The sequence below is a fragment of the Kitasatospora sp. NPDC001159 genome, from assembly GCF_053598235.1.
Map to the genome: position 1 here is coordinate 1 of NZ_JBSFJV010000085.1, position 17,241 is coordinate 17,241.

Here is a 17,241-nt window from a genome sequence, read left to right on the forward strand (position 1 = left end):
AGCCGGGCGTTGGCCAGCGCCTGCCGGATGACCCGCTCCTGCGACGGCCCGTTCGGCGCGGTGAGCCCGTTGGAGGCACCGTCCTGGTTGACGGCCGTACCGCGTACGACCGCCAGCACCCGGTGCCCGTTGCGCTCCGCGTCCGACAGCCGCTCGACCAGCAGCAGCCCGACGCCCTCGGCCCAGCCGGTGCCGTCCGCGCCCGCACCGAAGGCCTTGCAGCGCCCGTCGGCCGACAGCCCGCGCTGCCGGCTGAACTCCACGAACATGCCCGGGTTGGACATGATCGTCGCCCCGCCTGCGAGGGCGAGTGAGCACTCGCCGTTGCGCAGCGCCTGAACAGCGAGGTGCAGGGCGACCAGCGAGGACGAGCACGCGGTGTCCACCGTCAGCGCCGGGCCCTCCAGCCCGAAGGTGTAGGCGAGCCGCCCGGAGGCGACGCTGAGGCTGTTGCCGGTCAGCAGGTAGCCGTCCAGGCCCTCGGGTGCCTGGTGCAGGCGGGGGCCGTAGTCCTGCGCCATGGCGCCGACGAAGACACCGGCGTCGCGGCCGCGCAGGGTGGCCGGGTCGATGCCGGCCCGCTCGAAGGCCTCCCAGGCGGTCTCCAGCAGCACGCGCTGCTGCGGGTCGACGGCCAGGGCCTCACGTGGGCTGATGCCGAAGAAGGCGGCGTCGAAGCGGTCGGCGTCGTAGAGGAACCCGCCCCGGCGGGTGTACGAGTGGCCGGGCTGGTCGGCGTCGGGGTGGTAGAGGGCGTCGAGGTCCCAGCCGCGGTTGGTGGGGAAGTCGCCGATGGCGTCGACGCAGTTCGCGACCAGCCGCCAGAGGTCCTCGGGGGAGGCGACGCCGCCGGGGTAGCGGCAGGCCATGCCGACGATGGCGATCGGCTCGTCCAGGCGCACGGCGGCACTGCGGACGGTGTTCTCGGCGCTGCTCTCCCCGGTGAGTTCGGCGTGCAGGTGGTTGGTGAGCGCCTGCGGGGTGGGGTAGTTGAACACCAGGGTCGGCGCCAGCGCGATGCCGGTCGCCTCCCGCAGGCGGTCGCGCAGCTCGACCGCGGACAGCGAGTCGAAGCCGAGCTCCTTGAAGGTGCGCTCCATGTCGACGCTGTCGGCGGAGGCGTGCCCGAGGACCAGCGCGACGTTGGCGCGTACCAGCGCGGCGGCCTCGCGCGGCCCGGCACCGGGCGCCTGCACCTCGGGAGCGGCCTCCCGGGGCTCCTGCAGGGCCCGCACCGCCGCTGGACGCCCCGGACCGGCCTCGATCCAGTACCGCTCCCGCTGGAACGCGTACGTCGGCAGCGTGACCCCGCGCGGCGAGCGCTCGCCGTGGACGGCTGTCCAGTCCACGTCGACGCCGCGAACATACGCCTCGGCGAGCGCGGTGACGGTGGTGCGGACCTCGTCGCGACCCCGCCGCCGCCCGGCGCTGAAGGTGATCCGGCCGTCCGCGTCCGGCAGGCTCTGCCGCGCGGCCGGCAGCAGTACGGCGTCGGGGCCGAGCTCCAGCAGGTGCGTCGCGCCGGCCTCGGCCAGCGCCCGTACGCCGTCGCGGAAGCGCACGGCCTCGCGGACGTGCCGCACCCAGTACTCGGGCGAGCACAGCTCCTCGGCGGTGGCGGGCCGGCCGGTGAGGTTGGAGATCACCGGGATGATCGGCGGTGCGTAGCTCAGGCTCTCGGCGACCCGCCGGAAGTCGTCCAGCATCCCGTCCATGTGGGCGGAGTGGAAGGCGTGACTGACCTCCAACCGCCTTGTGCGGCGCCCGCGGTCGGCGAGCGCGGCGACCACCGCGAGGACGGCCGGCTCGTCGCCGGAGACGGTCAGCGCGGTGGGCCCGTTGACGGCGGCCAGACTGACGGCGCCGTCGTGCTCGGCGAGCAGCGGCAGGACCTCGTCCTCGGTGGCCTCGACGGCGGCCATCGCGCCACCGCTCGGCAGGGCCTGCATCAGTCGGCCGCGGGCGGCGACCAGGGTGGCGGCGTCGCGGAGCGAGAGCACGCCGGCGAGGTGCGCGGCGGTGAGTTCGCCGACGGAGTGGCCGATCAGGTGGTCGGGTCGGATGCCCCAGCTCTGGAAGAGCCGGGCCAGCGCGGTCTCGAAGGCGAACAGCGCGGCCTGGGTGCAGACCGTCCGATGCAGTCGCTCACCGTCCTCGGCGAACATCAACTCGCGGACAGAGAAGTCGAGTTCGGCGTCGAGGTGCTCCGTGGCGGCGTCCAGCGCGGCGGCGAAGACCGGGAACCGCCGGTACAGCTTCCGGCCCATGCCGGCCTGCTGGCTGCCCTGGCCGGAGAACAGGAAGGCGACCTGCGGTCGATCGCCCGCCCGGGCGTGGCCGGTGACCACGTCGGCGGTCGGCGTGCCGTCGGCGAGCGCGCGCAGCGCGGCGAGCAGCTTGTCTCGGCTTCCGGGCTCTGTGTCCCCGTCCGCGAGCACCACCGCGCGGTCCTCGAAGGCAGTCCGGACCGTTCCCAACGCGTATGCCAGATCGGCGAGTTCGGCATTCGAGGCGGCGGCGGGCAGATCCTGTCCGACCTGCTCCGCGAGCCGCGCGGCCTGCCCCCGCAGTGCCGCTGCTCCCCGCCCGGAGAGCGGCAGTGGCACCGGAGTGACGGCGCTCGGCGGCGCGCTGGGCGCCGCTTCCTCACCCAACTCGGTGTGTGGCCAACCAGTCACCACCACATGGCAGTTGGTGCCGCCCATACCGAACGAGCTGACGCCGGCGAGGCGCGGACCGGCTGGCCAGGGCGTGGTGCTGGTCTGGACCTGGAGTCCGAGCTCGGCCAGCGGAATACGAGGATTTGGCGTCTCGAAATTGAGGCTCGCCGGCACTATCCCATGCCGCAGGCTCAGTATAGTTTTCAACAATCCGGCGACACCGGCCGCGCCTTCCAGGTGGCCGATGTTCGTCTTGACGGAACCCACCAGCAATGGGCTTCCGGGCGGCCGTCCGGCGCCGAGTGCCGCACTCAGTGCGGCGGCTTCCACGGGATCTCCGACCGGAGTTCCGGTACCGTGCAATTCGACGTACTGAATGCTCTCCGGGCGCACGCCCGCTCGGCGGCACGCTTCGCGTATGACCTCGCACTGGGCCTCCGTGCTGGGCACGGTGAGGCCTTCGGTGGCGCCATCGTTGTTGACCGCACTGCCGAGAATGACGGCGTGGATTTCGTCTCCATCGGAAACAGACCGGACGAGCGGTTTCAGAACCAGGACGGCGCCTCCCTCGCCGCGGACATAGCCATTGGCCCGGGCGTCGAAGGTCCAGCACCGGCCATCCGGGGAAAGGCCTCCGAATTTCGCGGCGGCGATGGTGCTCTCGGGCACCAGCATGAGGTTGACCCCGCCGACCAGGGCCAGGTCGGACTCCCCGCGCAGCAGGCTCTCACAGGCCAGGTGGACGGCCACCAGTGAGGAGGCCTGGGCCGAGTCGACGGTCAGGCTCGGGCCCTGCAGTCCGAGCGTGTAGGAGAGTCGATTGGCAATGATTCCCCTGGTCAGACCGGCAACGGTGTGCTGGTTGACGGCTTCGGGGCCCTGCGCGTGGACCAGCGCGGCGTAGTCGCCAGCCATGGTGGCCATGAAGACGCCGGTGCGGGTGCCGCGCAGCCGCGCGGGCAGGATGCGGGCGTCCTCCAGGGCCTCCCAGCCGAGCTCCAGGACCAGCCGCTGCTGGGGGTCGAGCATCTCGGCCTCGCGCGGGGAAATCCCGAAGAAGCCGGCGTCGAAAGCCCTGGGATCGTCCAGGAAGGCGCCGTGCCGGGCGTGGGCCTTTCCAGGTGCGGAACGGTCGGCCGAATAGTGGTCAGCCGTACTCAAACGATCCTCCGGCCACTCCGTGACCGCGCTTTCACCGCGCTCCAGGAGCTGTCGGAATGTGGCAGGGTCCGGCGATTTCGGAAGCCTGCAGGAAACCCCGACAATCGCGACGGCCGTGTTCGGGTCGAAGTCCGACCCGATCGCAGAGGAGTTGGCCATTTCCATGAAACGTTCTCGCCCCCGAGCCCGTGAAAGATTTCAGGTCCGACGGAATGCTGCCGTCGCATGACCGTGCACGGGAGTCGGAAAGCGCGCAGAAGCGTGACGCGGTACTGAAAGCGCGTCGCGCCGCGCGGCGATGAGACCCCCGTAAATGGTGATCGAATTGATCAACCTCGACTCACCCTACAGCGTAGGGCGACGACGAGAAGGTGTCGCCAAGGGGTAATCTGTGTGATGTGCATCACTTCACCTGGGCCTGCTTGACGGTACGTTGCAGGCTGGGGTGGGGGCGTTGGCCGCCGTCCAGTGAAACGCGGGCGGGTGGCTCCGTCCGCAGGGTTGAGCGGGGCGATCCGGGGTACCTCCCGGTGTCGCCGAACCCTGCCGCCCGGGTGGCGCCGAGGGGTGGGTCGGGGTCGCAGGGCAGGGTTCTGACTCATCAGCAGGTCGACGTGCTGCGCTGGTTGACAGTGCGTAGATCTACATAGTAGAAACGGCATCACTCAATTCCGTAACGCCGTCGTGATCACGTGGCGCGCAGGCCCCGAGGGCCGGGCGATCGGACCCGGCCGCTCGCGACGACGGCGCTGGATCTTCATCCGTAACAATGTGAGGCGGATTCCCATGGGGGAAGACAGGGCGGCTTGCGAGAAGACTCTCCAGGTCTACGTCGAGGAAGTTCTGAACAACGGTCACATCGACCGGCTCGGCGAATTCATCCACCCGGACTTCATCACCCACACCGATGAGTCGGCGCTGGAGCTGGAGGCCCAGGGGGACGACTTCGAAGGCATCAAGGCCGGCATCGGTGAGCTCCGCGAGAAGCTCCAGCCGCGGTACACCGCAACGGTCGTGCGCTGGGAGGGTGACACCGTCCACCTCGACTGGACGATGGCCGGCGTGCACGTCGGCCGGATGATGGGCTTCGAGCCGACGGGCAAGAAGTTCGAGGTGGCCTACACCAGCTGGTGCCGTTTCAAGGACGGCCGGGCGATCGAGGCCAAGGGTGAGTGGGACCCGGAGCAGACCCTCGCCGAAATTCGCAAGCAGATCGACGCTCAGCTGGCCGCCGACGCGGCGGCTGATTAGTCGTCACCGCCGGGTGAATCCGGCGGCAGCGGGGAATTTCGGGAAGTCTCGGGTGAATTCCCGGGATTCCCCACCCGGGCCGGCTCGGCCGGCCCTGCACGGCGGCGGGCGGGGTCGCCGGGAATTGCGTGTCCGAGTCTGATCAATCTGATCAATGGGAGTTCAGGCGTGCGCGGGGGAGAACACGGCCGCATCAGCGGCAGGGACGACGGATCGACGAACACCGGTACGGACGGCGCGACCGCCGTCCTGCTGCCGGTGTCCGGCACCGGACCGGCGGCGCTGACCGCGCTCGCCGACCACTACGACGGCATCCTCGCGGAAGGCACCGTCCGGCTGCGGGACCTCGCCTACAGCGCGGGCGCACTGGGCCGCCAGCTCGGCTACCGCCGGGCCGGCGTGGTCGACACCCCGGCGGCGGCGCGCGCCTGGCTCGCCGACCTGCACCTCACTCCGCCGGACGGGCCCGCGCCCGCGGCGGGACCCGGACCGGTCGCCTTCGTCTTCAGCGGTCAAGGCAATCAGTGGCCGGGCATGGCGCTCGACCTGTACCGGAGTGAACCGGTGGCCCGCCGGACCCTCGACGAGTGCGACGCCGTGCTGCGCCGCACCGCGGGCTGGTCCCTGCTCGACGCCTACCGCGAACCCACCGGGCTGGACGACCCGGCCAGGCTGCAGCCGGCCCTGGTCGCCCTCCAGGTGGCGATCGCCCGTCAGCTCACCGCCTGGGGCCTGCTCGCCGACGCGTACGTCGGCCACAGCCTCGGCGAACTCTCCGCCGCCGCCGCGAGCGGCGCGCTCGACCTCGCCGATGTCCTCGAACTCGCCTGCCAGCGCGGCCGACTGATGCGCGAGGCGACCGCCGGCGGACTGACCGCGCTGCTCGCCCTGCCCGCCGAGGACGCCGAGCGGTGGATCGCTGCCCATGGCGGGGACGCCGAGGTCGCGGCCTGGAACGCGCCCGGCTCGACCCTGATCGCCGGCGGCGAGGACACCGTGCGGGCGGTGGTCGAGGAACTGACGGCCCAGGAGGTCTTCGCTCGCGTCCTGCCCGGCACCGTCGCCTTCCACAGCAGCCGGGTCGAGGCGGTGGCCGGCCGGCTGGCCGAGCGGCTGCCCGACCTGGCGCCGCGTCCCGCTGCCGCACGGTTCGTCTCCACCGTGACCGGCGCGACCCTGGACGGAACCGAGCTCGGCCCCGAGCACTGGGCCGCCAACGTCCGCCGCCCGGTGCGCTTCCTGCAGGCCGTCCGGCACCTGGTGGAGACCGGCCACCGGGTCTTCGTCGAGATCGGCGCCCACCCCACCCTGGCCCCCTCGCTGCACGAGGCGGCCGGCGGCAGCGACTCCGTCCTGGTCGTCCCGACCCTGCGCCGCGGCGAACCCGAGCGCGCCGCGCTGCTGACCGCGGCCGCCCGGCTCTACGAGGCCGGCGTCGCACTGGACTTTTCCGCACTGGCCCCGGTCGACCGCCGCCCGGTCCGGCTGGGCCTGCCCGAACAGGGGCGCCCCGAGGCCGCCCGCTTCGCGCCGGCCGGCCAGGTCTTCGGCGGGCTGCGGCTCTGGCGGGCGCAGCAGCGCCGCACCGCAGAGCGCGGCCGGTTCAGCTGGCGCGGCACCCCGCTCGCCTCCTTCGCCCTGGCCGCCGACACCGCGCTGACCGCCCTGGTCGGCCCGGCCGCTGCGGAGGCCGTCGACCTCCGACTGGAGATCGGCGCGCGACTGCTGACCGACGGCCAGGAGACCTGGGCCGCGGTGCGCGCCGAGGACGATGCCGTCGAACTCCAACTCCTCGGCAGCGGCGGTGACTGGCGCACCCAGGCGGTCGCCGTACCCAGCCGTGAGGACATCGGAGGGGACCGGATCGACCTGCCCGCCGAACAGGTCCGCTGCACCCACCGCGCCCCGGCCGCCGCCCACTACCGCGCACTCGCCGCTCACGGCCTGGCGTCCTCCGCCGAACTGGTCACCGAGCTGCACACCGCGCCGGACGGCGGCACCCTGCTGCGGCTGTCCCCGATGCCGGCCGGCCCGGCCTGGCCGCTGACGGACCTGTTGGTCCATGCCGCCGTACTGGCCGCCGCCGACCGGTCCGGCACCGGCTTGCCCTTCGAGTTCACCGCCCTGCGCACCCCAGGCCGCGCCGTCGCCGACACCGCCGCCTGGGTCCTGCTCGGTCCCGCCGAGCAGCGCCTCGGCGAGGAGAGCGCCCGCACCGCCCTGGTGCTGGACGACGAAGGCCGGGTGCTCGCCGCCGCCGGCCGGATGCTGCAGCGCCGGGTCAGCGCCGAGGTGCTCGCCAAGATCGCTGCCGAGCAGGGCGTCGAGCGCGCCGAGGACACCCCGGACACGGCCTCGGGCGGTATCGACCCGGCCGTCCTGGCGAACGCGCCGCTGTCCGAGCGGACCGAGGCCGTCACCGCCTTCCTGCGCGAGCAGCTCGGCCGGGTGCTGCGGCTGCCCGCCGCCCGGATCGACACCGCCCGCCCGCTGAACAGCCTCGGCGTCGACTCGATCATGGGCCTGGAACTCCAGCGTCGATTGGAGACCGCCCTGCACACCGAGGTCAAGGTGGTCCGGCTGCTGCGCGGTGACAGCGTCGAGGACCTCGCCGCCGAACTCGCCGCCCGCCTCACCGACCAGCCCGCCGACGAGGACGGCCCGCCGACCAACGCCGGCGCGCTGGACGACCCGCGCGAGATCGAGCGGCTGCTCGCCGACATGGACAAGCTCTCCGCCGAGGAGATCGACGCGCTGATGCAGCGCCTGGCCACCGGAACGGCTGACCCGTCATGACCGAGCCCATCACCACCCCCGACCGCCGGGAGCAGCTGCGCGAACTGCTGCTCGCCCGCGCCCGGCAGGCCGCCGCCCTCCAGGACGTCGCCGTCGGCCAGCGCGCCCTGTGGCTGTTCGACCAGCTCCACCCCGGCAGCCCCGCCTACCACCTGAGCGGCGCCGCCCGGATCGACGGCCCCTTCGACCCGGCCCGGATGCGCGACGCCTTCCAGCGGGTGCTGGACCGCCACCCCGCGCTGCGCACCACCCTGGTCCAGGCCGACGGCGAACTGCGGCAGAAGGTCAACGCGACCCTCGTCGCCGACTTCACCGAGACCGACCTGACCGGATGCGCGCCGCACGAGGTCGACGCGGCCATCACCGCCTTCACCGAACGGCCCTTCGACCTGGCGGCCGGCCCGATGCTGCGCGCCCAGGTCGCCCGGCTGGACGGCGGCGCGCACCTGCTGGTGATGACCGCCCACCACATCGCCACCGACCTGTGGTCCTTCGGCATCATCGCGGACGACCTGCGCCGCTGTTACGCGGGCGAGCCGCTGTCCGGTCAACCCGCCGCCGGGTACATGGACTTCGTCCGTCACCAGCAGCAGTGGCTGTCCGGCCCGCAGGCCGAGGCCGCCTCCGCGTACTGGCAGCGGCAGCTGGCCGGCGAGGTGCCCCGGCTCGACCTGCCGCTGGACCGGGCCCGCCCGGCCCGGCCCTCGCACCGGGCCGCCGCGTACTCCTTCGTGCTCGACCGTGAGCTCACCGCCACGCTCAAGGAGACCACCCGCGAGGCCGGCGCCACCCCGTACGTGGCGCTGCTGAGCGTCTTCAACGTGCTGCTGCACCGCTACACCGGACAGCGCGACCTCTGGCTGGGCACCGCCACCTCCAACCGGAGCCAGGCCGCCTTCCAGGAGGTCGTCGGCTACTTCGCCAACATGATGACCGTCCGCACCACGGTCGCCCCCGGCGCCACCTTCCGTGAGCTGCTCGGACAGGTCCGCACCACCGTCCTGGACGGGATGGAGCACCAGGACCACCCGTTCCCGCTGGTGGTCCGCCAGGCCGCCGAAGGCCGCAGCGACGGCTCCACCACGCTCTACGACGTGGTCTTCCACTACGAGACCGCGCCCTGGTCCGCCCAGCGCGGCCTGTCCCTGCTGGGCACCGGCTTCACCGACACCCGGATCCCGCTCGGCGACGTCGAGCTGCGCCCGTACGAGGTGCCCACCCACGGCAGCGAGCACGACCTCGCGCTGTTCGTGGAGGAGATCGACGGCGTCTTCTACTGCTCGCTGCGCTACAGCGTCGACCTGTTCGAGCGTGACACCATCGCCCGGATGGCCGAGCACCTGCAGATCCTCGTCCACGGTTGCGCCACCGAGCCCGACCGCGACCTCAGCCTGCTGCCGATGCTCGGCGAGGCCGAGCGCAAGCAGGTGCTGGTCGGTTGGAACCGGCCCGACGACGGCAAGGCCGGGCCCGCCTCCTGCCTGCACCACCTGGTGATCGAGCAGGCCGAACGCACCCCCGACCGGATCGCCGTGGTCGGCGCCGACCGCGAAATGACGTACCGTCAACTGATCGCCGAGGTTGATCACTTGGCAGCCGTCCTGCGCGCCCGCGGGGTGCGGCCCGAGGTGCGGGTCGGGATCAGCGTGGACGGCCGCGCCGACCTGATGGTCGCGATGCTCGCCGTACTGACGGCCGGCGGCGCGTACGTGCCGCTCGACCCCGGCTACCCGGTGAAGCGGCTTGAGTACATGATGGCCGACTCGGCCATCGCCCTGCTGCTCACCCACCGCGAGCTGGTGGAACGACTGCCCGTCGGCGAGGTGCCCGTCCTGTTGCTGGACGAGGAGCACCCGCTGCCCGACCCGGCGCCCGAGCCGGTCGAGCCCACCGCCGACAACCTCGCGTACATCATCTACACCTCCGGCTCCACCGGGCGCCCCAAGGGCGTGCTGGTCGAGCACCGGGGCGTGGTCGACCTCGACCTGGCGCACCGCGAGGGCTTCGCGCCCGACCCGGACCGGCGCATCCTGCAGAACTCCTCGATCAGCTTCGACGTCTCCACCTGGGAGTGGGTGATGGCGCTGACCACCGGCGCCGCCCTGCACCTGGCGCCCCGGGCCCGGCTGCGCCCCGGCCCGCCGCTGATCGAGACCGTTCGCGGCCGGGGCATCACCGCGATCGCCGCCACCCCGTCCGTCCTGGCCACCATGGACCCGGCCCAACTGCCCACCGTCACCGAGATCACCTCGGTCGGCGAGGCCATCTCCGCCGAGATTGTCCGCACCTGGGCCGACGGCCGGCGCATCGTCAACGCGTACGGCCCGACCGAGATCACCGTCTTCTGTACGCTGGAGACCTGTGTGCCCGACGGCCGTACCCCCGCCGTCGGCCGGCCGGTCGCGGCCACCGAGCTGTACGTGCTGGACGAGAACCTCGAACCGGTGCCGGTCGGCGTCGTCGGCGAGCTCTACCTCGGCGGCTCCGGTGTCACCCGCGGCTACCAGAACCGGCCCGACCTGACCGCCGACCGCTTCGTGCCGCACCCCTACACCGACACCCCCGGCGCCCGGCTCTACCGCACCGGCGACCGGGTGCGGCTGGACCGGGACGGCCGACTGCACTACCTGGGCCGCAACGACCACCAGGTGAAGATCCGCGGCGTGCGCACCGAGCCTGGCGAGGTCCAGGCCGTGCTCACCGACCACCCCGGCGTACGTGAGGCCGTGGTGATGGCCCGGCCCGCCCCCGGCGGCGAACTGCGGCTGCTCGGCTGGGTGGTGCCCGACCGCGCGTACACCCCCGCCGTCACCCCGGCAGGCCTGCGCGACCACCTGGCCGAGCGGCTGATGCCCAACATGGTGCCCTCCTTCATCACCGTGATGGACTCCTTCCCGCTCAACCCGAACGGGAAGGTCGACCGCGGCGAACTGCCCGAGCCCGAACTCGCCCCCGCCGAGGGCCCCACCGGCGCCGCCCGCCCCGCCACCGCCACCGAGCAGCGGATCGCCGACATCTTCTGCGAGGTGCTGGGTGCGCCGGCCGTCGGCGCCGAGGACAACTTCTTCGACCTCGGCGGGCACTCGCTGCTGGCCGCCCAGCTGGTCGCCCGCATCCGCGAGTCCTACGGCACCGGACTGCAGCTGCACGCGGTGTTCGACACCCCGACCGTGCGCGGTCTCGCCGCCCACCTGGACGTCCGGGGCGCCGGCGACGGCGCCGGGCAGCCCGCGGAGATCGCCCGGCTGGCCAGGGACAAGAGCGGCCTGCCGCTCTCCTTCGCCCAACAGCGGCTCTGGTTCATGGAGCAGCTGCGCCCCGGCGACCAGGCCTACCGGCTCAGTGGTGAACTCCAGCTGGACGGCCCGATCGACGCGGAAGCGCTGCGCGCCGCGATGGCCGAGGTGGTCCGGCGGCACGAGGCGCTGCGCACCGTCTACCGACTGGTCGGCGCCGAGCCGCGCCAGCTGGTGGTGGACGGCCCGGCCGACCCGCTGCCGCTGACCGATCTCTCCGTGCTGCCCGAGGACCAGATGGAGGCCGAACTCGCCCGGGTGCGCGCCGAGTTCGACACCGAGCCGTTCGACCTCGCGGCCTCCCCGGCCCGCTCCCGGCTGGTCCGGCTGGCGCCCGCGCGGCACATCGCGCTGCTCGCCGTGCACCACATCGCCGCCGACGGCTGGTCGATGCGGGTGCTGGTACGCGAACTGGCTGTCCTCTACCGGGCGTTCGCGAGTGGCGAGCGCTCGCCGCTGCCCGCGCCCGCGGTGCAGTACGCCGACTTCGCCGCCTGGCAGCGCGAGCGCCAGCAGGGCGAGGCCGGTGCAGCCGGCCTCGACTACTGGGCGCAGCGGCTGGCCGGCAGCCCGCCTGCGATCGAGCTGCCCACCGACCACCCCCGCCGGGAGGGCGCCGAGCGCCGCGCCGGGCGGGCCCGCCGACTGGTCGGCACCGAACTGCTCGGCAGGCTGGAGAAGTTGGCCCGGTCCGAGCAGGCGACGCTGTCGATGACCCTGCTCGCCGCCTTCGACGTGCTGCTGGCCCGCTGGTCCGGCCAGTCCGACGTGCTGGTCGGCCTGCCGATCGCCGGGCGCTCGCGCACTGACCTGGAGGGCACGGTCGGTCTGTTCGTCAACACCGTGGTGGTCCGCACCGACACCTCCGGTGACCCTACCTTCCGCCAACTCCTCAGCCGGGTCAAGGAGTCGGCGCTCGGTGCGGACGCCCACCAGGACGTGCCGTTCGAGCGGATCGTCGAGCGGCTCGCCCCGGTCCGCGACCTGGCCCGCACCCCGGTCTTCCAGGTGGTCTTCAACATGATCAACCTGGCGCCGCTGGACGCTGCGATCCCCGGGGTCGAGGTACGCCTGGTCGAGGCGGAGGACGTCACGCCCCGTTTCGAGCTGACCCTCTACGCCAAGCCCGAGGGCGAGGACCTGGCCCTGGACCTGGTTTACGACGCCGCCCTGTTCACCCCCGCCACCGCCGAGGCGCTGCTCGCCCAACTCGGGCTGCTGCTGGAGCAGGTGACCGCCGAACCGGGCGTCCCGGTGACCGCGCTGCCGGCCGCCGCAGAGGACCGGGCCGACGGCAACGGCGAGCACGACCACCCGACCGAGCCCGCGCACGCCGCCTTCCTGCGCGCCGCCGCCCAGCGCCCGCAGGCCGTCGCCTTGGTCGGCCCCGACGGCGAGCTCAGCTACGCCGAACTGGCCGACCGGAGCGCCGCGTCGGCCGCCCGGCTGCAGGCGGCCGGCATCGGCCCGGGCGCCCGGGTCGCGGTGCACGCCGCCCGCCGGACGGAACTGGTGGTGGCCCTGCTGGCGGCGCTGCGCTCCGGCGCCGCGTTCGCCGTCCTGGACCGCGCCCATCCGCCCGCCCGCCTCGCCGCCTGCGCCGAACTCCTGGCCGCCGACGCCTGGCTGGACGCGACCGGCGCGGCCGGTCCGCCCGAGGTGCTCGGCCCCCCGGTCGCCCTGGCCCTCACCGTGGACGCCGACACCGAGCCCGCGACGCCGTACCGGGAACCGCGCGCGTACGGCGAGGCCGCGTACATCGCCTTCACCTCCGGCTCCACCGGCACCCCCAAGGCCGTGGTTGGCGGCCACCCGCCGCTGGTCCACTTCATCGACTGGTACACCACCGCCTTCGACATCGGCCCGGACGACCGCTTCGCCCTCACCTCGGGCCTGGGCCACGACCCGCTGCTGCGCGACCTCCTGGTGCCGCTGTCGGTCGGCGCCCGGCTGGAGGTACCGGCCGAGGACGTCCAACAGGACCCGCGGACCTTCGCCCGCTGGCTGGCCGACCGGGCCGTCACCGTGCTGCACCTGACCCCGCCGACCGCCCGCTTCCTGGCCGCCGCCGACCTGCCGCTGCCTGCGCTGCGGCACGTCTTCTTCGGCGGCGACCGGCTCACCGGCCACGAGGTCGCTCTGGTGCGCCGACTGGCCCCGAATGCCCGGGTGACCGGCTTCTACGGCGCCACCGAGACCCCGCAGGCCCCGGTCTTCCACACGGTGGACGGCCCGGTCGAGGACGACCGGCCGCTGCCGCTGGGCCGCGCCGTCCCCGGGATGCGGGTGACCGTGGAGCGGCCGGACGGAAGTCCCGCCGCCGTCAACGAACTCGGCGAGATCGTGGTCCGCGGCCGGAACCTGGCGCTCGGCTACCTGGACGACCCGGAGGCCACCGCCGCCCGGTTCACCGGCACCGGTGCCGACCGCGGCTACCGCACCGGCGACCTCGGCCGGACCGGCCCCGACGGCGAACTGCGCTTCGCCGGGCGGGCCGACCGTCAGCTGAAGATCCGCGGCCACCGGGTGGAGCCGGCGGAGACCGAGGCGGTGCTGCGCGAGCACCCCGCCGTCGGATCCGCCCTGGTCGCCGCCGTCCGGGATGGTCTCGGCGAGCAGCTGCTCACCGCTTATGTGACCGCCGCCGGAGGGGAGTCGGTCGAGGCCGCGCTGCGCGCCCACACCGCGGCCCGGCTGCCCGGCCACCAGGTGCCGACCCGGATCGCGGTGGTCGCGGAGTTCCCGCTGACCCCCAACGGCAAGGTGGACCTGGACCGGCTGGCCGCCGAGACCGCCCCCGCCAACCCGGCCGGGCTCGCCCCGGCCCCCGGCGCGGAGACCGCGCTCACCGTGCTCTGGGCCCGGTTACTCGGGCTGGACCCGGCCCGGATCGACCGCGAGTCCACCTTCTTCGACCTGGGCGGGCACTCCCTGCTGATGGTCGGGCTGCAGCAGGCACTGCGCGAGGAGTTCGGCCGGGACCTGCGCATGGTCGAGCTGTTCCGCCACCCCACCGTCGCCGCGCTCGCCGCCGTCCTGGAACAGAACACGGCTCCCGGCGCGGACGAGGCGGCCGGCCCCTCGGCGGACGAGCGGGCCAGGAAGCGTGCGGACCGCCGCCGCCGGCTGAAGCAGGGACACCGCGATGCGTGAGGAAGCAGAAGCCGTGACGGAGAGCGAGTACGACGAGGACGGCTACGAGGAGGACCGGATCGCCGTGGTGGGCCTGGCCTGCCGCGTCCCCGGCGCCGCCGACGCGGCCGGCTTCTGGCAGAACCTGCTGGACGGCGTGGAGTCGATCACGGTGGGCGAGCGCGGCCCGGACGACCCGCCCGGGTACGTCCCGGCCACCGGCCGGCTCGACGCCCTGGAGGAGTTCGACGCCGAGTTCTTCGGGATGACCCCGCGCGAGGCCGAGTACGCCGACCCCCAGCACCGCCTCTTCCTGGAGCAGTGCTGGGTCGCGCTGGAGCACGCCGGGGTGGACCCGGCCCGGGCCGCCGGCCGGATCGGCGTCTGGGGCGGCTGCGGATTCAACGGCTACCTGCCGCTGAACCTGCTGCCGCACCTCGCCGCGGGCGACGTCCTGCGCGAGTACCCGGCCGAGCTGCTGCACGGCAACGACAAGGACTACCTGACCAGCCGGGTCGCCTACCGGCTCGGCCTGGACGGCCCGGCCGTCACCGTGCAGACCGCCTGCTCGACCTCACTGGTCGCCGTCGTCCAGGCCTGCCAGGCGCTGCTGGACTACCAGTGCGACACCGCGCTGGCCGGCGGCGCCTCGGTGAAGCTGCCGCAGGACTGGGGCTACGTCCACGAGACCGGCGGCATCCAGTCGCCCGACGGTCACTGTCGCCCGTTCGACGCCTCCGCCGCGGGCACCGTCTTCACCAGCGGCGTCGGCGTGGTCGTGCTCAAGCGCCTCGCCGACGCGCTCGCCGACGGCGACCGGGTGCACGCCGTCATCCTCGGCTCGGCCGTCAACAACGACGGCGCCCGCAAGGTCGGTTACGCCGCGCCCAGCGTGGACGGCCAGCGGGCCGCGATCGCCGACGCCTACCGCTCGGCCGGGATCAGCCCGGCCACGGTCGGTTACGTCGAGGCGCACGGCACCGGAACCGCCGTCGGTGACCCGATCGAACTCGCCGCGCTGGACGCGGTGTTCGCTCCCGCGGGCGCCGCCCCAGGCTCGGTCGCGATCGGCTCGGTGAAGTCCAACCTCGGCCACCTGAACGCCGCCTCCGGGGTGATCGGCCTGCTCAAGGCCGTCCTCGCGGTGCGCGAGGACCGGCTGCCCGCCAGCCTGCACTACCGCGAGCGCAACCCGCGCACCGACCCGGCCAGCCCCTTCGCCGTCAACACCGACCTGCGGCCCTGGCCGGCCGCGCCCGGTCCGCGCCGGGCCGGGGTCAGCTCCTTCGGCGTCGGCGGCACCAACGTCCACCTGGTCGTCGAGCAGCCGCCCGCGCCGACCGCTCCGGGGGCTGTCCGCGAACAGCAACTGCTGACCCTCTCCGCCCACAGCGCCGAGGCGCTGGCCGAAGCCCGGACCCGGCTGGCCGCCCGGCTGCGGGAGGACACCGCGGTCCGGCTCGCGGACTTCGCCCACACCCTGCAGCGCGGCCGCCGGCAGTTCGACCACCGCACCACCGTGGTCGCCGCCGACCCGCTCGCCGCTGCCGACGCGCTGGAGCGAGCGACGGACCGGGCCCCGGCGGCCCCGCTGCGCGCCGCCCTCCTGTTCCCCGGCCAGGGCTCCCAGTACCGCGGCATGGCCGCCGAACTTCTGCGCACCGAAGCGGAGTTCGCCGCACACGTGGCCGAGTGCGCGGAGCTGCTCGCCCCCGAGCTCGGCCGCGACCTGCGCACCCTGCTGGACCGCCGTCCGGCCCCCGGCGAGCCCGACCCGCTGACCGCCACCGAACTGGCCCAGCCCGCCCTGTTCACCGTCGGGTACGCACTCGCCCGCTGGTGGCAGTCGACGGGCGTGCAGCCGGTCGCCCTGCTCGGCCACTCGATCGGCGAGTGGGCCGCCGCCTGCCTCGCCGGAGTCTTCGAACTGCCGGACGCGCTACGGCTGGTGGCCGCCCGCGGCCGGCTGATGGCGGCCCTGCCGCCCGGCGCGATGGTCGCCGTCGAGCTCAAGGAGGACGAGGCACGCGCCCTCGCCGAGGAACACGGGCTCAGCCTCGCCGCCGTCAACGGCCCGCGCCGCTGCGTGCTGGCCGGGCCCGAGGAGGCGGTGGAGCGGCTGGCCCGCCAGGTGCCCGCCCGGCGGCTGGTCACCTCGCACGCCTTCCACTCGGCCATGCTCGACCCGATGACCGGCCCGTTCGCGGAACTGGTCGCCACCGTGGCGCGCCACAAGCCCACCGTGCCGTTCCTGTCCAACGTGAGCGGCACCTGGATCACCGCCGAGCAGGCCGTCGACCCCCAGTACTGGGCGCGGCAGGCCCGGGCCACCGTCCGCTTCGCCGACGGCGCCGCAGCGCTGCTCGCGGCTGGGCGCCCGTTGCTCGTCGAGGCCGGCCCCGGGCGCGTCCTCGGCCGACTGGTCGGCGAACTCGATCCGGACGTACGGGCGGTGGCCTCGCTGCCCGGTGCCCGTGAGACCGGCGGCGACCAGGCCGTCCTGCTGCGCGCACTCGGCGCGGCCTGGGAGGCCGGCGTCGCCGTCGACTGGAAGGCCTTCGGCGCCGCCGAGCAGCGGCGCACCGCGGAACTGCCGGGCCACCTCTTCCGGCGCCGCCGGCACTGGATCGACGCGCCCGGTTCCGTCCGGACCGAGCCGCACGGCCCCGACACGGTTCCCGACACCCCCGCAGAGGAGCAGGACGTCACCACCCAGGTGCTCGCCCTCTGGCGGGAGCTGCTGGGCACCGACGTCACCCCCGCCGACGACCTCTTCGAACTCGGCGGCGATTCCCTCCTCGTCACCCGGCTGGCCTCGCGGGCCAACCGTCTCTTCGGCGTCGAGCTGCCGCTGGACGACCTCCTCGACGACCCCACTCCCGCCCGGATGGCCGAGCTGGTGACCACCGCTCGCTCCGGCACCGAACCCAACGGAAAGTGAAGCG

Annotated in this window: 5 protein-coding genes; 4 read left to right on the plus strand and 1 reads right to left on the minus strand. The window is 73.7% G+C overall.

The genetic code is table 11. The features are described 5' to 3' along the window. Nucleotides 1–3,986 (minus strand): type I polyketide synthase (locus ACWC9T_RS31555; protein WP_449824468.1); only part of this gene is annotated, 3,986 nt, incomplete at its 3' end. 519 nt (nucleotides 3,987–4,505) lie between these two features. On the opposite strand from ACWC9T_RS31555, the gene ACWC9T_RS31560 reads away from it, so the two are divergent. From ACWC9T_RS31560 to ACWC9T_RS31575, 4 genes are all read left to right on the plus strand, one after another. Beyond that, nucleotides 4,506–5,072, plus strand: coding sequence for an ester cyclase (locus ACWC9T_RS31560; protein WP_449824469.1), 567 nt, complete (start codon nucleotides 4,506–4,508; stop codon nucleotides 5,070–5,072). A gap of 168 nt (nucleotides 5,073–5,240) precedes the next feature. Next, nucleotides 5,241–7,868: an acyltransferase domain-containing protein gene (locus tag ACWC9T_RS31565; RefSeq protein ID WP_449824470.1), complete on the plus strand. Its 2,628-nt coding sequence runs from the start codon at nucleotides 5,241–5,243 to the stop codon at nucleotides 7,866–7,868. Beyond that, nucleotides 7,865–14,317 carry an amino acid adenylation domain-containing protein gene (locus tag ACWC9T_RS31570; protein ID WP_449824471.1) on the plus strand — a complete coding sequence of 2,151 codons (6,453 nt, stop codon included), beginning with the start codon at nucleotides 7,865–7,867 and terminating at the stop codon, nucleotides 14,315–14,317. Before ACWC9T_RS31565 ends, ACWC9T_RS31570 begins: the two co-directional genes overlap by 4 nt. After that, nucleotides 14,310–17,237, plus strand: coding sequence for a type I polyketide synthase (locus ACWC9T_RS31575; protein ID WP_449824472.1), 2,928 nt, complete (start codon nucleotides 14,310–14,312; stop codon nucleotides 17,235–17,237). Before ACWC9T_RS31570 ends, ACWC9T_RS31575 begins: the two co-directional genes overlap by 8 nt. Nucleotides 17,238–17,241: the final 4 nt, after the last annotated feature.

What these genes read in the sequence shown, in the direction of transcription:
- ACWC9T_RS31570 (WP_449824471.1), top strand. Translation starts at nt 7,865, where the DNA reads ATGACCGAGCCCATCACCACCCCCGACCGCCGGGAGCAGCTGCGCGAA.
- ACWC9T_RS31575 (WP_449824472.1), top strand. Translation starts at nt 14,310, where the DNA reads ATGCGTGAGGAAGCAGAAGCCGTGACGGAGAGCGAGTACGACGAGGAC.